At 61.9% G+C, this 16,046-nt stretch carries 13 protein-coding genes; 9 read left to right on the top strand and 4 right to left on the bottom strand.

Going from position 1 to position 16,046, the window contains the following annotated elements:
• Both JAB1_RS29875 and JAB1_RS10480 read left to right on the top strand, forming a co-directional pair.
• On the top strand, positions 1–1,579 hold a 1,579-nt coding region (locus JAB1_RS29875; RefSeq protein ID WP_254672049.1), incomplete at its 5' end, for a YDG domain-containing protein.
• A gap of 4 nt (positions 1,580–1,583) precedes the next feature.
• Positions 1,584–3,284: a POTRA domain-containing protein gene (locus JAB1_RS10480; RefSeq protein ID WP_070279912.1), complete on the top strand. Its 1,701-nt coding sequence runs from the start codon at positions 1,584–1,586 to the stop codon at positions 3,282–3,284.
• A 434-nt stretch (positions 3,285–3,718) separates the two neighbouring features.
• Here the strand turns inward: JAB1_RS10480 and glmU are convergent, their stop codons facing one another.
• Positions 3,719–5,095 (bottom strand): bifunctional UDP-N-acetylglucosamine diphosphorylase/glucosamine-1-phosphate N-acetyltransferase GlmU, encoded by a 1,377-nt coding sequence (gene glmU / locus JAB1_RS10485; protein ID WP_070279913.1) that lies wholly within the window; start codon positions 5,093–5,095, stop codon positions 3,719–3,721.
• A 25-nt stretch (positions 5,096–5,120) separates the two neighbouring features.
• Between glmU and JAB1_RS10490 the strand changes: the two genes are divergently transcribed.
• From JAB1_RS10490 to JAB1_RS10510, 5 genes are all read left to right on the top strand, one after another.
• Positions 5,121–6,026 carry a DUF6279 family lipoprotein gene (locus tag JAB1_RS10490; RefSeq protein WP_070279914.1) on the top strand — a complete coding sequence of 302 codons (906 nt, stop codon included), beginning with the start codon at positions 5,121–5,123 and terminating at the stop codon, positions 6,024–6,026.
• A 69-nt stretch (positions 6,027–6,095) separates the two neighbouring features.
• On the top strand, positions 6,096–6,755 hold the full coding sequence (rsmD, locus tag JAB1_RS10495) for a 16S rRNA (guanine(966)-N(2))-methyltransferase RsmD (RefSeq protein ID WP_139144524.1): 660 nt from the start codon (positions 6,096–6,098) through the stop codon (positions 6,753–6,755).
• Positions 6,756–6,867: 112 nt separating this feature from the next.
• Entirely contained in the window at positions 6,868–7,365 is a 498-nt protein-coding gene (gene coaD / locus JAB1_RS10500; RefSeq protein WP_034752633.1) for a pantetheine-phosphate adenylyltransferase, read from the top strand.
• Between the two features lie 14 nt (positions 7,366–7,379).
• Complete coding sequence (locus JAB1_RS10505; protein ID WP_034752637.1) at positions 7,380–7,646, top strand: YfhL family 4Fe-4S dicluster ferredoxin; 267 nt, start codon at positions 7,380–7,382, stop codon at positions 7,644–7,646.
• A gap of 112 nt (positions 7,647–7,758) precedes the next feature.
• Positions 7,759–8,355, top strand: a complete 597-nt coding sequence (locus tag JAB1_RS10510; RefSeq protein ID WP_070279916.1) for a chalcone isomerase family protein — start codon at positions 7,759–7,761, stop codon at positions 8,353–8,355.
• Positions 8,356–8,427: 72 nt separating this feature from the next.
• Here JAB1_RS10510 and JAB1_RS10515 read toward each other — a convergent pair whose 3' ends face one another.
• Complete coding sequence (locus JAB1_RS10515) at positions 8,428–8,733, bottom strand: hypothetical protein (protein WP_034783860.1); 306 nt, start codon at positions 8,731–8,733, stop codon at positions 8,428–8,430.
• 192 nt (positions 8,734–8,925) lie between these two features.
• Between JAB1_RS10515 and JAB1_RS10520 the strand changes: the two genes are divergently transcribed.
• Complete coding sequence (locus tag JAB1_RS10520) at positions 8,926–9,906, top strand: LysR family transcriptional regulator (RefSeq protein WP_034752642.1); 981 nt, start codon at positions 8,926–8,928, stop codon at positions 9,904–9,906.
• Between the two features lie 49 nt (positions 9,907–9,955).
• Here the strand turns inward: JAB1_RS10520 and JAB1_RS10525 are convergent, their stop codons facing one another.
• Positions 9,956–11,515 carry a methyl-accepting chemotaxis protein gene (locus JAB1_RS10525; RefSeq protein ID WP_070279917.1) on the bottom strand — a complete coding sequence of 520 codons (1,560 nt, stop codon included), beginning with the start codon at positions 11,513–11,515 and terminating at the stop codon, positions 9,956–9,958.
• Between the two features lie 204 nt (positions 11,516–11,719).
• The gene (locus JAB1_RS10530; RefSeq protein WP_010393827.1) at positions 11,720–12,175 is read right to left on the bottom strand and encodes an Lrp/AsnC ligand binding domain-containing protein; all 456 of its coding nucleotides are present in this window, start codon (positions 12,173–12,175) and stop codon (positions 11,720–11,722) included.
• Positions 12,176–12,382: 207 nt separating this feature from the next.
• Here JAB1_RS10530 and putA point away from each other — a divergent pair, with 207 nt between their 5' ends.
• Positions 12,383–16,036, top strand: coding sequence for a trifunctional transcriptional regulator/proline dehydrogenase/L-glutamate gamma-semialdehyde dehydrogenase (gene putA / locus JAB1_RS10535; RefSeq protein ID WP_070279918.1), 3,654 nt, complete (start codon positions 12,383–12,385; stop codon positions 16,034–16,036).
• Positions 16,037–16,046: the final 10 nt, after the last annotated feature.

A 16,046-nucleotide genomic window follows, 5' to 3' on the forward strand; every position in this document is an offset into this window, starting at 1 on the left:
ACCGACCAACGTCACGGCCGACATCGGCAAGGCCAGCGTCACCGTCGCTGGCGTGGCTGCGGCAAACAAAGTGTATGACGCCACCACGGCCGCCACACTGACAGGAAAGGCCAGCGTGCTGGCGCTGGGCGACGATGAACTGCGCGTGACGGGAGGCAATGCCCGCTTTGCCGACAAGAACGCCGGAACAGGCAAAACCGTCACCGTCGACGGCTTTGTCTTGCAAGGCGCGGATGCGTCCAACTATGTACTGGTGCAGCCGAGCAACGTCACGGCCGACATCGGCAAGGCCAGCGTCACCGTCGCTGGCGTGGGTGCGGCAAACAAAGTGTATGACGCCACCACGGCCGCCACCCTGACGGGCACGGCCAAAGTAACGGCGCTGGGCGATGACCAGCTTGGTGTGACGGGCGGCAATGCCCGCTTTGCCGACAAGAACGCCGGAACAGGCAAAACCGTCACCGTCGACGGCTTTGTCTTGCAAGGCGCGGATGCGGCCAACTATGAGCTCGTGCAACCGGGCAAGGTCACGGCCGACATCGGCAAGGCCAGCGTGGTCATCACTGGCGTGGCTGCGGCGAATAAAGTCTACGACGCCACGACGGGCGCCACCCTGACGGGCACGGCCAAAGTAACGGCGCTGGGCGACGACCAGCTCGGCGTGACGGGCGGCAATGCCCGCTTTGCCGACAAGAATGCCGGAACAGGCAAAACCGTCACCGTCGACGGCTTTGTCTTGCAAGGCGCGGACGCGGGCAACTATGAGCTCGTGCAACCGGGCAAGGTCACGGCCGACATCGGCAAGGCCAGCGTGGTCATCACTGGCGTGGCTGCGGCGAATAAAGTCTACGACGCCACGACGGGCGCCACCCTGACAGGCACGGCCAAAGTAACGGCACTGGGCGGCGACGAATTGCGCGTGACGGGCGGCACGGCGTCCTTTGCCGACAAGCATGCCGGCAGCGCCAAGACCGTCATCATCGATGGCTACAGCTTGCAAGGCGCGGACGCGGCTAACTACACCATCGTCCAGCCCGGCAACATCACGGCCGATATCGCCAAGGCCGGCTTGCTGTACACGGCCACGGCTACCAGCCTGACGGGCGGCCGCACGCCCGATGGCTTGAGCGGCAAGGTCAGCGGCTTGCTGGGCGGCGATACCCTGGCCGATGCCACCAGCGGCACCCTGGCCTGGACCAGCCCGGCCACGGCCAGCAGTCCGGCTGGCAATTACGCCATCAGCGGCAGCGGCCTGGCTTCGAACGACTATGCCTTCGTACAAGCCGAGGGCAATGCCGGCGCCCTGACCCTGACGTCGGCCAGCCTGCCGCCGCCGGCCCAGGCAGCCGTGGTGCAACTGCAAGCGCAAGTGCTGGGCAGCTTTGCCGATACGCGTCCCGGCACGCTGGCTGCCGCGCCCACCATCACCGTCACGCAGACGGATGCCCCGGCCGGCACGGCTGCCGCCAGCAATGCCTCGCCAAACACCACCATGCAGATCGGCAGCCGCGGCCCGGCCCTGCAAGTCGTCCTGGGCGGCGTCAAGCTGCCCGCCAACATGCTCAACGTAAATCAATAACACCATGACTCATTCATCGACTCCGCGACACCTGCTGCAACAACCGTTGCTGTCCCTGCTGCTGCTGGCCTTCGCGCCATGCGCCGCCGCCCAGACCACCCCGGTCGTGCCCGACGCGGGTGCCATCCTGCGCCAGTTGCAACCGGCCACGCCCGCCAACGCCCCCCCCGGCGCGCCGGCGCTGCGCATCGAACAGAAAGAGGGCGCGCCGCTGCCCGCCAGCGTGCCATTTCTCGTCACGCAGATCGACATCAGCGGCAATAGCGCGTTCGACACGGCCACCTTGCAGGCGCTCGTCGCCAGCGCCCAAGGCACGACCCTGTCCCTGGAGCAACTGGGCGAACTGGCGGCCCGCATCACCGGCTACTACCGCGCCCATGGCTATCCGCTGGCACGCGCCATCGTGCCTGCCCAGACCATCCGCCAGGGCATCGTGCGCATCGAGGTACTCGAAGCGCGCTATGGCCAGGTGGGCATCGCCAACCAGAGCGACGTCAGCGACGCCTTGCTGAATGCCACGCTGGCGCCGCTGCAAGCGGGCCAGACCATCAACCAGGCGGAACTCGACCGCAGCTTGCTGTTGCTGTCCGACATACCGAACGTGGCCATCACGGCCACGCTCAAGCCCGGCGCCGAGGTCGGCAGCTCCGACCTGCTGGTCGATGCCTGGTCCGGCCCTGGCGTGACCGGCAATGCTTTCCTCGACAACAATGGCAACCGTTACACGGGCCGCGCCCGCCTTGGCGCCACCGTGTACCTGTACAACCCGCTGCACCAGGGCGACGTGGCCAGCGCCAGCGTGCTCAGCTCGGGCAAGGGCATGTCGTATGCGCGTCTCGGCTATGACCTGCTGCTGAACGGCGCCGGCACGCGCGCCGGGGTCGCCATGTCCGCCTTGCGCTACCGCCTGCAAGGCGCCATGCGCCCGCTGGAGGCGCATGGCACGGCCCAGGTCGCCAGTGGCTGGCTGCGCCATCCGCTGCTGCGCAGCCGCGATGCGAACATATCCATCCAGCTGCAATATGATCAGGTGCACTTGCGCGACCGCATCGACGCCAGCGCCATGCGCAGCGACCGCCGCCTGGACAACTTGAGCGCGACCCTCGGCGGCGACGTCCGCGATGCTGCCCTGGCCGGCGCCATCACCAGCTGGAGCGTGGCCGCGACAGCCGGCAAGCTCGACATCACCGACCCGCTGGCGCGCCTGAACGACGCGTTCAGCGCACGCAGCCATGGCAATTACGCGAAATGGAACGTCAACCTGTCGCGCCTGCAAAACCTGGACCAGCGCAATGCCGTGTATCTGACCGTCGCCGGGCAGTGGGCGGACGGCAACCTCGACTCGTCCGAAAAGATGAGCGTGGGCGGGCCGTACACGGTGCGCGCCTATGACGTGGGCGCGGCAGCTGGCGACCTCGGCTATTTTGGCAGCGCGGAATGGCGGCATGAACTCAGCGCCAGCGAAGCGGGACAATGGCAAGCCGTGGCCTTCCTCGACAGCGCGCGCTTGACGGTGAACCAGCAGCGCTGGTCGGCAGGCCCGAACAGCGCGCGCCTGCACGGCGCCGGGCTGGGCGTGAACTGGGCGGGCGGGCAGCAGTGGAATGCCCGCGCGTACGTCGCCAAGCCCATCGGTGGCACGCCAGTCCTGCTGGCGGCGCGCAGTTCGGCCCGCCTGTGGGTCGAACTGAATCGCCGCTTCTGATGCGGCAGCAACAGCCGCAAGCCGGGCTTGCGGCTGTTGCTTGATCCAATACACGACTTACCCAGCAGCTATTCACCGTCTGTGCACGGTTTTTCCACAGGCTTACCCACAGCAATATCCGGGGAGTGAGTGGTAAAAATGCAGTTATCCCCACTTGTACCCACGCTATCCAGCGCTTATCCGCAGACTTACGCACAGAGTTATCCACAATACGCAGAAAAAGGCGATTGCATCGCTAGTAAGCCGCTGGAATCAGCGGGAAAGGCAGCGACAAGCGCATGGCGGGCCAGATTGAAAAACTTGCCAACAGCTTATGCGCAGGCTTGCACACAGGCTTATGCCCCACTTGTGCAGTGGCTTGCCCACAGAGTTATCCACACATAAAAAAAGGCAGGCCGGGCGGCCTGCCTGTGTGCAAGGGCTGACTGCGCCGCTTACTTCTTGATTTTCACGGGACGCGTCCAGCCGTCGATGGTCACTTGCCGCGCGCGCGAAACGGTCAGCTTGCCGGCCGGCGCATCTTTCGACAAGGTCGTGCCGGCGCCCAGGGTGGCGCCCTTGCCGACGGTGACGGGGGCGATCAGCTGGCTGTCGCTGCCAATGAAGGCATCGTCTTCAATCACCGTGCGGAACTTGTTTACGCCATCGTAGTTGCAGGTAATCGTGCCGGCGCCGATGTTGACCTTGGAGCCGATGGTGGCGTCGCCGATGTAGGCCAGGTGGTTGGCCTTGCTGTGCGCGGCGATCTGGCTGTTTTTCACTTCGACGAAGTTACCGATGTGCACGTCTTCCGCCAGGACCGTGCCCGGGCGCAGGCGCGCGTACGGGCCGATGATGGAAGCGGCGCCGACGACGGCGTCCTCGATATGGCAGAAGGGCTTGATGTGCGCGCCAGCGGCCACCGTGGCATTGATGAAGACGTTGTTGGCGCCCACGCGCACGCCATCGCCCAGTTCGACTCTGCCTTCGAACACGCAGCCGACATCGATGGTGACATCGCGGCCGCAAATCAGTTCACCGCGCACGTCGATGCGGGCCGGATCGAGCAGGGTCACGCCCCGTTCCAGCAGCGCTTGCGCGATATTGTTCTGGTGGATGCGTTCGAGCTGGGCCAGCTGCACCTTGCTGTTGACGCCCGCCACTTCCCACACGGCGGCCGGGTGGGCCGAAGTGACGGCCACGCCATCGGCGACAGCCTGGGCAACGATATCGGTCAGATAGTATTCCCCTTGGGCATTGTCGTTCGACAAGGCCGACAGCCATTGTTTCAGCTGTACGGTGGGCGCGACCATGATGCCGCTGTTGATTTCCTTGATGGCGCGCTCTTCTGGCGTGGCATCCTTTTCCTCGACGATGCGCACGATGGCGCCGTGCTCGCGCACGATGCGGCCCAGGCCAAAGGGATCGTCCTGTTCCACGGTCAGAATGGCCAGCTTGTCCTGGCCCGCCGCCTGCACCAGCTGCTGCAGGGAAACGGCGCTGGTCAGCGGTACGTCGCCGTACAGGATCAGGGTCGGCACGCTGTCATCGAGCAAAGGCAGCGCTTGTTGCACGGCATGACCGGTGCCCAGTTGCTGCGCCTGCTCGGCGGCGTCGATCTGCACGCCATGGTTCACCTTGTAGCCGTCGAGCAACTTCAGCACCGCTGCGCCCCCATGCCCGTAAATCACGCATAATCGGGACGGCGCCAGGCCACGCGCCGTGTCGATGACGTGCGACAACAGCGGCTTGCCCGCCAACGGGTGCAATACCTTGGGCAGTGCCGACTGCATGCGTTTGCCCATACCGGCAGCGAGAATGACAACGTTCATAGACCGTCTTTTATAAGTTAAGAATATGAAAAAGTTTAACACGCAGGCCCCGTTTTCCACGCCTTCCAGCCGCTTTATGTATGCCATGCTGGCCATCGTGCTCGTCGTCATGGCCGGCTGCAGCGGCTTGCGTCTGGCCTACAACAATGGCGATACCGTACTGTACTGGTGGCTGAACGCGTATGTCGACCTGGACCGCGACCAGAAGGGCTGGGTGCGCGACGATATCGACAAGCTGTTCGACTGGCACCGCAAGACGCAATTGAAGGATTACGTGGAAATCCTGCGCACGGGCCAGAAGCAGCTGCAAGGCAATACCACGCAGGCAGACCTGATGACGGACTACAGCGAGATCAAGCAGCGCACCCAGGCACTGCTGCTGAAAGCAGCGCCCGAGCTGGCCGACCTGGCGCGCTCGCTCAAGCCCGAGCAGATTGCGCAGATGGAAAAGAAGTTCAAGTCGAACAATGATGATTACCGCAAGAAATACCTGAGCGGTGACCAGGAAAAGCGCCAGAAACTGCGCTACAAGAAAGCCATGGAGCAATTCGAACTGTGGTTCGGCAGCTTCAGCAGCGAACAGGAAGCCATCATCCGCAAGGCATCCGACGCGCGTCCTCTGAACAATGAGATCTGGCTCGACGAACGCATGCGGCGCCAGCAGAATGTGTTGAACTTGGTCAAGAAAGTCCACCAGGAAAAACTCGGCAAGGAAGCCAGCGCAGCCCTGATCACGACCCTGATCAAGGACAGTTTCGAGCGCCTGGAACATTCGGAGCGCAAGGCCTTCTTCGATGCCTACGAAAGCAGCACGGCGCAGATGGTTTTGACAGTGATCAAGATCTCCACGCCGGCGCAAAAGGCCCACGCCGTCAAGCGCATGCAGGGCTGGATCGACGATTTCAATTCCCTGGCCACGCAACCCAAATAGAGCGGCAGCGCCAGCAGGGGGGAGGGGGCCATATGCTATAGTGGCCGCCACCGAATTGAAGAAATCCCCATGCAAAAGAAAATAAAAAAACCCGCCAAAGTCCCCGTCCACCACGCACCGCCACCGAACCAGGTACGCATCATCGGCGGCCAGTGGAAGCGCTCCGTGCTGCCTGTTTTGCAGGCACTGGGCTTGCGCCCGACGCCAGACCGCGTGCGCGAAACCGTGTTCAACTGGATCAACCACTTGCGCGACGGCGACTGGGCCAACGCCCAGGTGCTGGACCTGTTCGCCGGCAGCGGCGCGCTGGGTTTTGAAGCGGCCAGCCGCGGCGCCGCGTCCGTCACCATGGTCGATACGCATACGCCCGTGATCCGCCAGCTGGAAGAGAACAAGGTGAAATTGCGCGCCGACAACGTGCAACTGCTGCGCGGCGACGCCCTGCTGACGGCGCAAGGCCTGGCATCGCGCGGCCAGCGTTTCGACCTGATCTTCCTCGATCCGCCCTACCAGCAGGATTTCCTGGCGAAAGTGCTGCCCTTGTGCGCCAACCTGCTCAAGAAAGGCGGCATGGTGTACGCGGAATCGGGCTTGCCGCTGGTCTTCGATGCAGCCAGCGCACTGGAAAAACCGGAGTGGATGGCGCCGTGGGAAGTCATCCGCGCCGACAAGGCGGGCACCGTCTATTATCATTTGCTAACTTACAACAAAGTGCCGGCAACTGCCTGAATCTGCCTATAAATGAGGCAAAAAGGCTCCCTGGCCCGAGGCGCAGCACCAAGGTGGTCACCAATTTCAGGCATAATGCGCGTCTATATTGGTGCATCGTCAGGGAGCCGCAATGGTTGTAGCCGTTTATCCAGGAACATTCGATCCGCTCACGCGCGGTCATGAAGATTTGGTGCGCCGCGCATCGGGTCTGTTTGACAAGCTGATCGTCGGTGTGGCCGACAGCAAGAACAAGCAGCCGTTTTTTTCGCTCGACGAACGCCTGGAAATCGCTAACGAAGTGCTTGGCCATTACCCAAATGTGCAAGTGGAAAGCTTTTCCGGCCTGCTCAAGGATTTCGTGCGCAAGCATGAAGCGCGAGTCATCGTGCGCGGCTTGCGCGCCGTCTCCGATTTCGAATACGAATTCCAGATGGCGGGCATGAACCGCTACCTGCTGCCCGATGTCGAAACCATGTTCCTGACACCGTCCGACCAGTACCAATTCATTTCGGGCACCATCGTGCGCGAAATCGCGGCGCTGGGCGGCGACGTCTCCAAGTTTGTCTTCCCCTCGGTGAACCGCTGGCTGCAAAACAAGATTGCCGCCAACGCTGCATCATCGCAATAAGTAAGAGTGAAATCATGGCATTACTGATCACCGACGAATGCATCAATTGCGACATTTGCGAGCCCGAGTGCCCGAATGACGCGATCTACATGGGCGCGGAAATCTACGAAATCGATCCCAACAAATGCACCGAATGCGTGGGCCACTTTGACGAGCCGCAATGCCAGCAAGTGTGCCCCGTCAGCTGCATCCCCTTCAATCCCGCCTGGCGCGAAAGCCCGGAGCAATTGATGGCCAAGTACGAACGCCTGCAGGCGGAACTCCCCGCCGCAAAAACCTGAGCATTTCTCCCGCGCCACTTCTGGGCCACTTCTGCGTGGCGCCAGCTTCTGCCAACTGTTCTACACTGTGTGCTGACTTATCCACAGCCCATGGTTTCCACGGAGGTAGAAGATGCAAATATGCACATCGCGTTTGGGCCGCTCCCTCGCTGCCGTCGGCCTGTGCGCCGCCCTGGCACAAGCAGCGCTGGCCGTCGAGATCGGCGGCGTCAAGCTGGACGACACGGTGCAGCTGGCCAGCCGCGAGTTGAAACTCAACGGCGCCGGCGTGCGCTACAAGGTCATCTTCAAGGTCTACACGATTGCGCTGTACCTGCCGGAAAAGAAAACCCAGCTGGCCGACATCCTGGCGCTGCCCGGGCCGCGCCGCCTGGAAATCGTCATGCTGCGCGACATCACCTCGGACGAGCTGGGACAAGCCTTCATGCAGGGCTTGAAGCGCAGCTCCGACCAGGCCGACCGCACGCGCCTGCTGAGCCAGACGATGCAGTTCGGCGCCATGTTCGAAATGGTGCCCGGCCTGAAAAAGGGCGACATTCTCACCGTGGACTGGCTGCCGGAAGAGGGCACGTTGTGCAAGCTGAACGGCAAACAGGTGGGCGACATGGTGCCGGACCTGGCCTTCTATAATGCGCTGCTGAAAATCTGGATCGGCGCCCACCCGGCCGACACCTTGTTGCGCGCGCATTTGCTGGGCGACATGGCCTGAAGCGGTCTGAACGAAAACGCGGGCGTAAAAAAGCCGGCTCGCGCCGGCTTGTCATCTGCAACAGTTGATCGCTCAGGCGCGCGTCGACAGGGCACGCAGCTCGGCGGCATTGCTTGGCGACACGCCATCCATCTTGCCCAGGGTGCGTTTCAAGGCTTGCGCTTCGCGCATCTGCTGGCGCGCCAGGCGCTCTTCGCGGCTCAGCTTGGGACGCACCAGCAGCACCATGGCGCGGGCGATCCCCACCAGCAAAGGCTTGAACAGCAGGGCGAAGGCGCCCACGGCCACGATCACCAGCACGAGTTGCAGGGCATTCAGCAGGGAAATCTCCAGCACGGGTGCGGATACTGCGTACAGGGCGGAGGCGAAGGTAGACATAGTGTTCCAGTGCATTATAGAATTTGCCAGTACTATAGTGCAGTGCAACATATAAATCTAATTCCATTTCTTGATACCAATTATATGAATCATGAATGGAAAACTGTAATATTTTTTTACGAGTGAAAATATTCGTGCCCGGCGCGGTTTACACTCTTAAGTAATCAATTCAACTTTTATCTTGGGCTTTCCATGAGTTTTCTGACGCTGGATCTGAACTTGCTGCGTGTTTTCGACGCCGTCATGACGGAACAAAACCTGACGCGCGCAGCCGGCCACCTGGCGATGACGCAGCCGGCGGTATCGAACGCCATCAAACGCCTGCGCGAGAGCCTCGGTGACGAATTGCTGATCCGCACGGCGTACGGCGTGAAACCCACGCCCCGCGCCGAAGCGCTGTGGCCATCCGTGCGCTCGGCCCTGGCCAGCCTGGAAGCGGCCGTCACGCCGGAAACCTTCGACGTGTCGAAAACCCACGCCACCTTCCGCATGGCCATGGCCGATGCGACGGCAGCGTTCTGGCTGCCTTCGCTGATGCGCTCGATCGAACGGGAAGCGCCCGGCGTCAACGTGCGCATGATGCCGCTGACCACGCGCGAACCGCGCCCGATGCTGCTGCGCGGCGACATCGACCTGGCCGTAGGCTTCTTTCCCGGCGTGGCGGCGCAACTGTCGAGCGAAACGGGTTCGCCCATCCGCCATGAACGCCTGTATTCCGGCAAATATGTGTGCGTGATGCGGCGTGGCCATCCGCTGGCCGACAAGGAATTGACCCTGGATAACTACTGCGCGGCGAACCATTTATTGGTGAGCTTTTCAGGCCGCGCGCATGGCTTGATCGACGAGGCGCTGTCGCAGATCCACCGCGAACGGCGCATCCTGTTGACGGTCAACCAGTTCTTTACCGCTGGGCGGGTCGTCGCCAATTCCGACCTGATCACGGTCTTGCCGCGCCACCTGATCGCCTCGACAGGCATGACGGAATCGCTGCTGTACAAGGATTTGCCATTGACCCTGCCAGCCGTCCACCTGGACATGCTGTGGCACGAGCGCGACGCCCGCAGCCCCGCCCACAAATGGCTGCGCAACCATCTGGAAAGCATGAACACGCCCACCCTGCGCACGGCCACGGCAGCCGGCGGCGGCGTGGCGCCCAAGCCGCATATTGAATAAGTGTTCTACCGGCACAAAAAAACGCCTGATGAAACATCAGGCGTTTTTTTTATGCGTGACTGCTGGAGCGGTAACCGATTCTGAAACCGCCCCAGTGCTTGCCATCGACGTGGATGGGCACGGATAAATCGTGCATGACTTCGCCCGTGTCGCGTTTATAGGTCTGCAACAGGAACGCCCTGGTGTTGCTGCCGCAGCGCTTGCCCGTGCGGTCGCTGAAGATGCGTTTGGTGCGGTTATTCACGATATCGGTGGCGTAGTCTCCCGTCAGCGGCTGGGAAAACTTCTTGTTGTGCGTCGGGAAATATCCATTGTTGTCAACGGCACCCGCGTAGGCCAGGTGCGGCAGGGCGGCCAGCACGCCTTCCTGCACATCCGGCAGCACTTTGTCCGTAAACGCGTCGAACTTCGTGTTGTGCTTGGGCGGATTGGTATTCGGGATGGGGCGGTAGTGGCGGTCGAACAGGGCTTCGCGCGTGATGCGCCCCGACGCGATGGCTTGCTCGAAAAGTTTGCCCACGTCGCGCGCGGCGCGCTGGGCCGCCTCGCGGATCTCGTCGTGCGGCGTGGCCACGCTCGATTCGCCGAGGGCGCCGGCGATCACTTCGGCCCGCTCGGCCAGGGCCATGGCCGACTGTGTGGCGCGCGGCAATTCGGCGTTCGTCGACAGCATGCTGTCGCGGATTTGCAGGATGGCATCGGCGATCACTTGCGTCGTGTCGACGTGTTCGCGCGAGGCGCGGGCGATTTGCCCGATCTCGTCTTCCGACACGCCCGACGATTCCTCGATATGGCTGAGCGATGCATGCACGCTTTCCACATTGCGCGCCGCTTCCGTGACGCCGGCCGCCAGCGAACTCATGCCACGCGCAGCTTTTTCCGACTGTTCATTGATTTCGCGCACCATCACGCTGATTTCATCGGAGGCTTCCTTGGTGCGCTGCGCCAGTTGCCGCACTTCCCCGGCCACGACGGCAAAACCGCGTCCATGTTCGCCGGCACGCGCCGCCTCGATGGCGGCGTTCAGCGCCAGCAAGTTGGTGCGCGCGGAAATATCGGAAATGGCTTCCGTGAAACCTGTGATGCGTTTGGATTTTTCCTGCAAGCTCAGCATGGTACTGGAAGCGCCTTGCGCTTCTTCGCGTGCCTTATTGATGCGCTGCAAGCCCTGGTCCACTTCGGCGCGCGCCGCCACGCTTTCCACGCGCACGCCGGCGGCCACCTTGGCGGCCCGCTCCGCATTGGCGGCGATCTTTTCCGTCATTACGGCATTTTGTACGGAACTGTCGGCGATGTCGCTGGCCGTGCGCACATCGAGTTCCACCTTCTGTTTGACGGAATCGACAAAATACGAGGTTTCCGCCGCGCCGATCATGATGGCATCGATGGCGTTGCCCACCGTGTCGGCGAACTGATGCAAGCCTGGCTCGCCGCGCGCACGGCCGGCAAACGCCAGCAGCCCCGCGCCGATGGCGGCGGCCACGCAGGCGATCAGATACGGATGGTCGCCGCCCGAGAGCAGCAGCAGATAGGCCAGGCAACAGGCCACGGCCATGGCCAGGATCGTGAATACAAAGAAACGCACCAGCTGATGCTGCAACTGCTTCATTTGTCCCCCGCTGCGCGAACCCGTCACGTCCCGTTGAGGGGACGTGCCGTAACCGTATGCGGGTGGGCACGATTGCCCACCTTGCACCCTGAACGTAACGTCTGCGCGGCGTTTCAGGCGGCTACCGGGTAGCAGAATTGTAGTTCTACCCTACAACATTTGTTCCGATAGCTCAATCAGAAAAGTAGGGCGGCTACACCAAGGTCACTTAATTGGCAATTTGGTGGTGTTTTTGACCTCTTCCATGACGGCATAAGTGTGGGTTTCCCGCACACCTTTCTGCAACAGCGTCTTGCCCAGGAATTCGCGGTAGGCAGCCATATCCTTGACGCGCGCCTTGACCAGGTAATCGAAACCGCCGGCCACCATATGACATTCCAGTACCTCTGGAATGATTTGTACGCTATGCTTGAAGGCATCGAACACTTCCGGTGTCGTACGATCAAGCACGACTTCGATGAACACCAGCAGCGACACGTCGAGCAGCTGCGGGTTCAACTGCGCCGTATAGCCCATGATGTAACCGGATTCGTGCAACTTGCGCACGCGCTCCAGGCAGGCGGCAGGCGACAGGTTCACGCGCGCGGCCAGCTCCACATTGCTGATGCGTCCATCGCTCTGCAATTCCATCAAGATTTTCTTACTGATCTTGTCCAGCATTCCTATCACCCCCCAAATTAATATTATTTGGTTAAATTGTCGCATCAAAAACTATCTATTGCTAGTCCCCTGTATTACCAGAATTAATCCATAAGAATCCCCTTTACAATCGAATCATCTTAACGTCCGACTTTCTGTATTTTTTTGCACCAAAAAAGAGCAAGAATTACGTCAGTTTTCGTCCCTTTTTCCTTGTAAAGAGCACTTATGCACCCTGCAGGCCCCTCGGCTTTTACCCCGATTCCTTTTGCTGCGTTCCAGGCAGAAATCCTGCCCGAAGCGACACCACAACGCGCCGCCATCACCTCCGCCTATAGGCGCGATGAGGTTTCCGCCGTGCAGTGGCTGTTGCAACAAGTCCGCCCCAGCAGCACCGAAACGACAGCCGAAGGACAAGCGCTGGCGCACCGCCTGGTCTCGAACGTGCGCCAAAAACGCACACGCGCCTCGGGCGTCGATGCACTGATGCACGAGTTCTCGCTATCGTCGGAAGAAGGTGTTGCATTGATGTGTCTGGCTGAAGCGCTGTTGCGTATACCCGACAGTCAAACGGCCGATCGCCTGATCGCCGACAAAATCAGCAAGGGCGACTGGAAGAAGCACCTGGGTGAATCGCCATCGCTGTTCGTCAATGCCGCCACCTGGGGCTTGCTGATTACGGGCAAACTGGTCAGCACCAGCAGCGAATCGGGCCTCGGTTCGGCCATGAGCAAGCTCATCGCCAAAGGCGGCGAGCCGCTGATCCGCAAGGGCGTCGACCTGGCCATGCGCATGCTGGGCAACCAGTTCGTGACGGGCCAGACCATCGAAGAAGCGTTGAAGAACAGCCGCGAGAATGAAACGCGCGGCTACCGCTACTCGTACGACATGCTGGGCGAGGCGGCACTGACGCAGCAGGACGCGGCCAGCTACTACGCCTCGTACGAAACGGCGATCCATGCCATCGGCAAGGCGTCGAACGGGCGCGGCATCAAGAACGGCCCCGGCATTTCCGTGAAACTGTCGGCCCTGCACGCGCGCTACAGCCGCGCCCAGCGTGCCCGTGTCATGGAAGAATTACTGCCGAAAGTCAAAGCGTTGCTGTTGCTGGCAAAACAGTACAACATCGGCTTCAACATCGATGCGGAAGAAACAGACCGCCTGGAACTGTCGCTCGACCTGATGGAAGCACTTGCCTTTGATACCGATTTGGCCGGCTTCGACGGCATCGGCTATGTGGTGCAGGCGTATCAGAAGCGCTGCCCGTTCGCCATCGATTACCTGATCGACCTGGCGCACCGCAGCGGCCGCAAGTTCATGGTGCGCCTGGTGAAGGGCGCGTATTGGGATGCGGAAATCAAACGCGCGCAAGTCGATGGCCAGGAAGGCTATCCCGTCTACACGCGCAAGGTCTACACGGACGTCTCCTACCTCGTGTGTGCGCAAAAACTGCTGGCCGCCAGCAGCCTGATCTATCCACAATTTGCCACCCACAACGCGCAAACCCTGTCGACCATTTATACCTGGGCGAAACGCGACGGCATTACCGACTACGAATTCCAGTGCCTGCACGGCATGGGCGAGACCCTGTACGACCAGGTCGTCGGCCCCGACAACCTCGACAAGCCGTGCCGCATCTACGCGCCCGTCGGTTCGCATGAAACCCTGCTGGCCTACCTGGTGCGCCGCCTGCTGGAAAACGGCGCCAACTCGTCGTTCGTCAACCAGATCGTCGACGAAAACGTGGCCATCGATAGCCTGATCCGCGATCCCCTGGAACAGGCGCGCCTGCAGGGCGGCTTGCCGCACCCGTCGATTCCGCTGCCGCTGGACATGTTTGGCAGTGAACGCAAGAACTCGGCCGGCCTGGACCTGTCGAATGAAGACACCTTGCGTACCCTGGCCACCGGCCTGGCGCAGCAACAGTCATGGCAGGCTGCGCCGCTGATCGATGGCGCCGTCAGCCTGAATGGCCCCACGCACATGCTGCACAACCCGGCCCAGCATGACGATGTCGTGGGCAAGGTCATGGAGGCCGGTCCGGCCGACGTGGAAACGGCCCTGGCCAGCGCCAGCGCGTACGCCATGGATTGGCAAACGACAGAGCCGTCGCTCCGCGCGCAAGCTTTGCAGCGCGCGGCCGACCTGTTCGAAGAACACCACATCGAGCTGATGGCCCTGGCCGTGCGCGAAGCGGGCAAGTCCCTCCCGAATGCGATCGCGGAAATCCGCGAAGCCGTCGACTTCCTGCGCTACTACGCGGCGCAGGTGGAACACGCGCCGAACACCCTGGCGCTCGGTCCCGTCACCTGCATCAGTCCGTGGAACTTCCCGCTGGCCATCTTTACGGGCCAGCTGGCCGCCGCCCTGGCCGCAGGCAACGTGGTGCTGGCCAAGCCGGCCGAGCAGACGCCGCTGATCGCCCACCGCGCCGTGCAATTGCTGCATGCGGCAGGTGTGCCACGGGGCGCGCTGCAATTCTTGCCTGGCAGCGGAGAGATCGTCGGTGCCGGCCTGTGCAACGACGCGCGCGTGAAAGGCGTGATTTTCACGGGTTCGACGGAAGTGGCGCAATTGATCAACCGCAACCTGGCCGCCCGCGCCGTGGCCGAAGGCATCGACATCCCCCTGATCGCCGAAACGGGTGGCCAGAACGCCCTGATCGTCGATTCGTCCGCCTTGCCGGAGCAAGTGGTGCAGGACGTGATGTCGTCCGCTTTCGACAGCGCCGGCCAGCGCTGCTCGGCCTTGCGCGTGCTGTTCCTGCAAACGGAAATCGCCGACAAGACCATCCATATGCTCAAGGGCGCCATGCAGGAATTGCGCGTTGGCAATCCTGACCGCCTGGCGACCGATATCGGTCCCGTCATCGATGCGGAAGCGCAAGGTAATCTGCTGGCGCACATCAACAAGATGAAAACCATGGCCATCGACCACTATTCGCTCGATTTGCCGACCGTCAAAGGCACGTTTGTCGCCCCGACCGTGCTGGAAATCAAGTCGCTGGCGCAATTGACGCAGGAAGTCTTCGGCCCCGTGCTGCATGTGATCCGCTACAAGCGGGCCGACTTGCCGCAACTGGTGCAATCGATCAACGACAGCGGTTACGGTTTGACCCTGGGCATCCATACGCGCATCGATGAAACCATCGATTTCATCACCAAGCGCGCGCATGTGGGCAATATTTATGTGAACCGCAATATCGTCGGCGCCGTCGTCGGCGTGCAACCCTTCGGCGGCGAAGGCAAATCGGGCACGGGACCGAAAGCCGGTGGCCCCCTGTACCTGAAACGCCTGCAGCGCAATGCGCCTGCCGGCGCGCAGCACCAGCGCCAGGCGCCACCGGCCCTGGATGCGCTGACCGTCTGGGCGAAGATGCATGGCCACGACAAGGTCGGGCAACTGGCACAGGACTATGCGCGCACCACCTTGCTGGGCAGCAGCACCGTCTTGCCAGGCCCGACCGGCGAGCGCAATACCCTGAGCTTTGCCGCGCGGGGCACGATTCTGTGCGCGGCGGCAACGTCCGGCACCTTGATGAACCAGCTGGCCGCCGTGCTGGCCACCGGTAACCAAGCCCTCGTGCTGGCGCAAGCGCCGGATCTGATTCCCGGCGATTTGCCGGCCGCGCTGAAGGACCGCATCCAGGTCGTCAGCAGCCTGGATGCGGTCAAGCATGATTTCCAGATCGCCATGATCGAGCCTAGCCTCGATGGCCAGCTCAAACCGTTGCTGGCGGCACGGGAAGGGGCCCTGGTGGCCACTATCGCCACCACGCAGGAGGGTGCCATCCCCCTGTGGCGCCTGGTCGCTGAGCGGGCGCTGTGCGTGAATACGACGGCAGCAGGTGGAAATGCCAGCTTGATGATGTTAAGTGTCTAAATTTTAAGCA

The sequence above is a fragment of the Janthinobacterium sp. MP5059B genome (assembly GCF_001758645.1).
GTDB lineage: Bacteria > Pseudomonadota > Gammaproteobacteria > Burkholderiales > Burkholderiaceae_D > Janthinobacterium > Janthinobacterium lividum.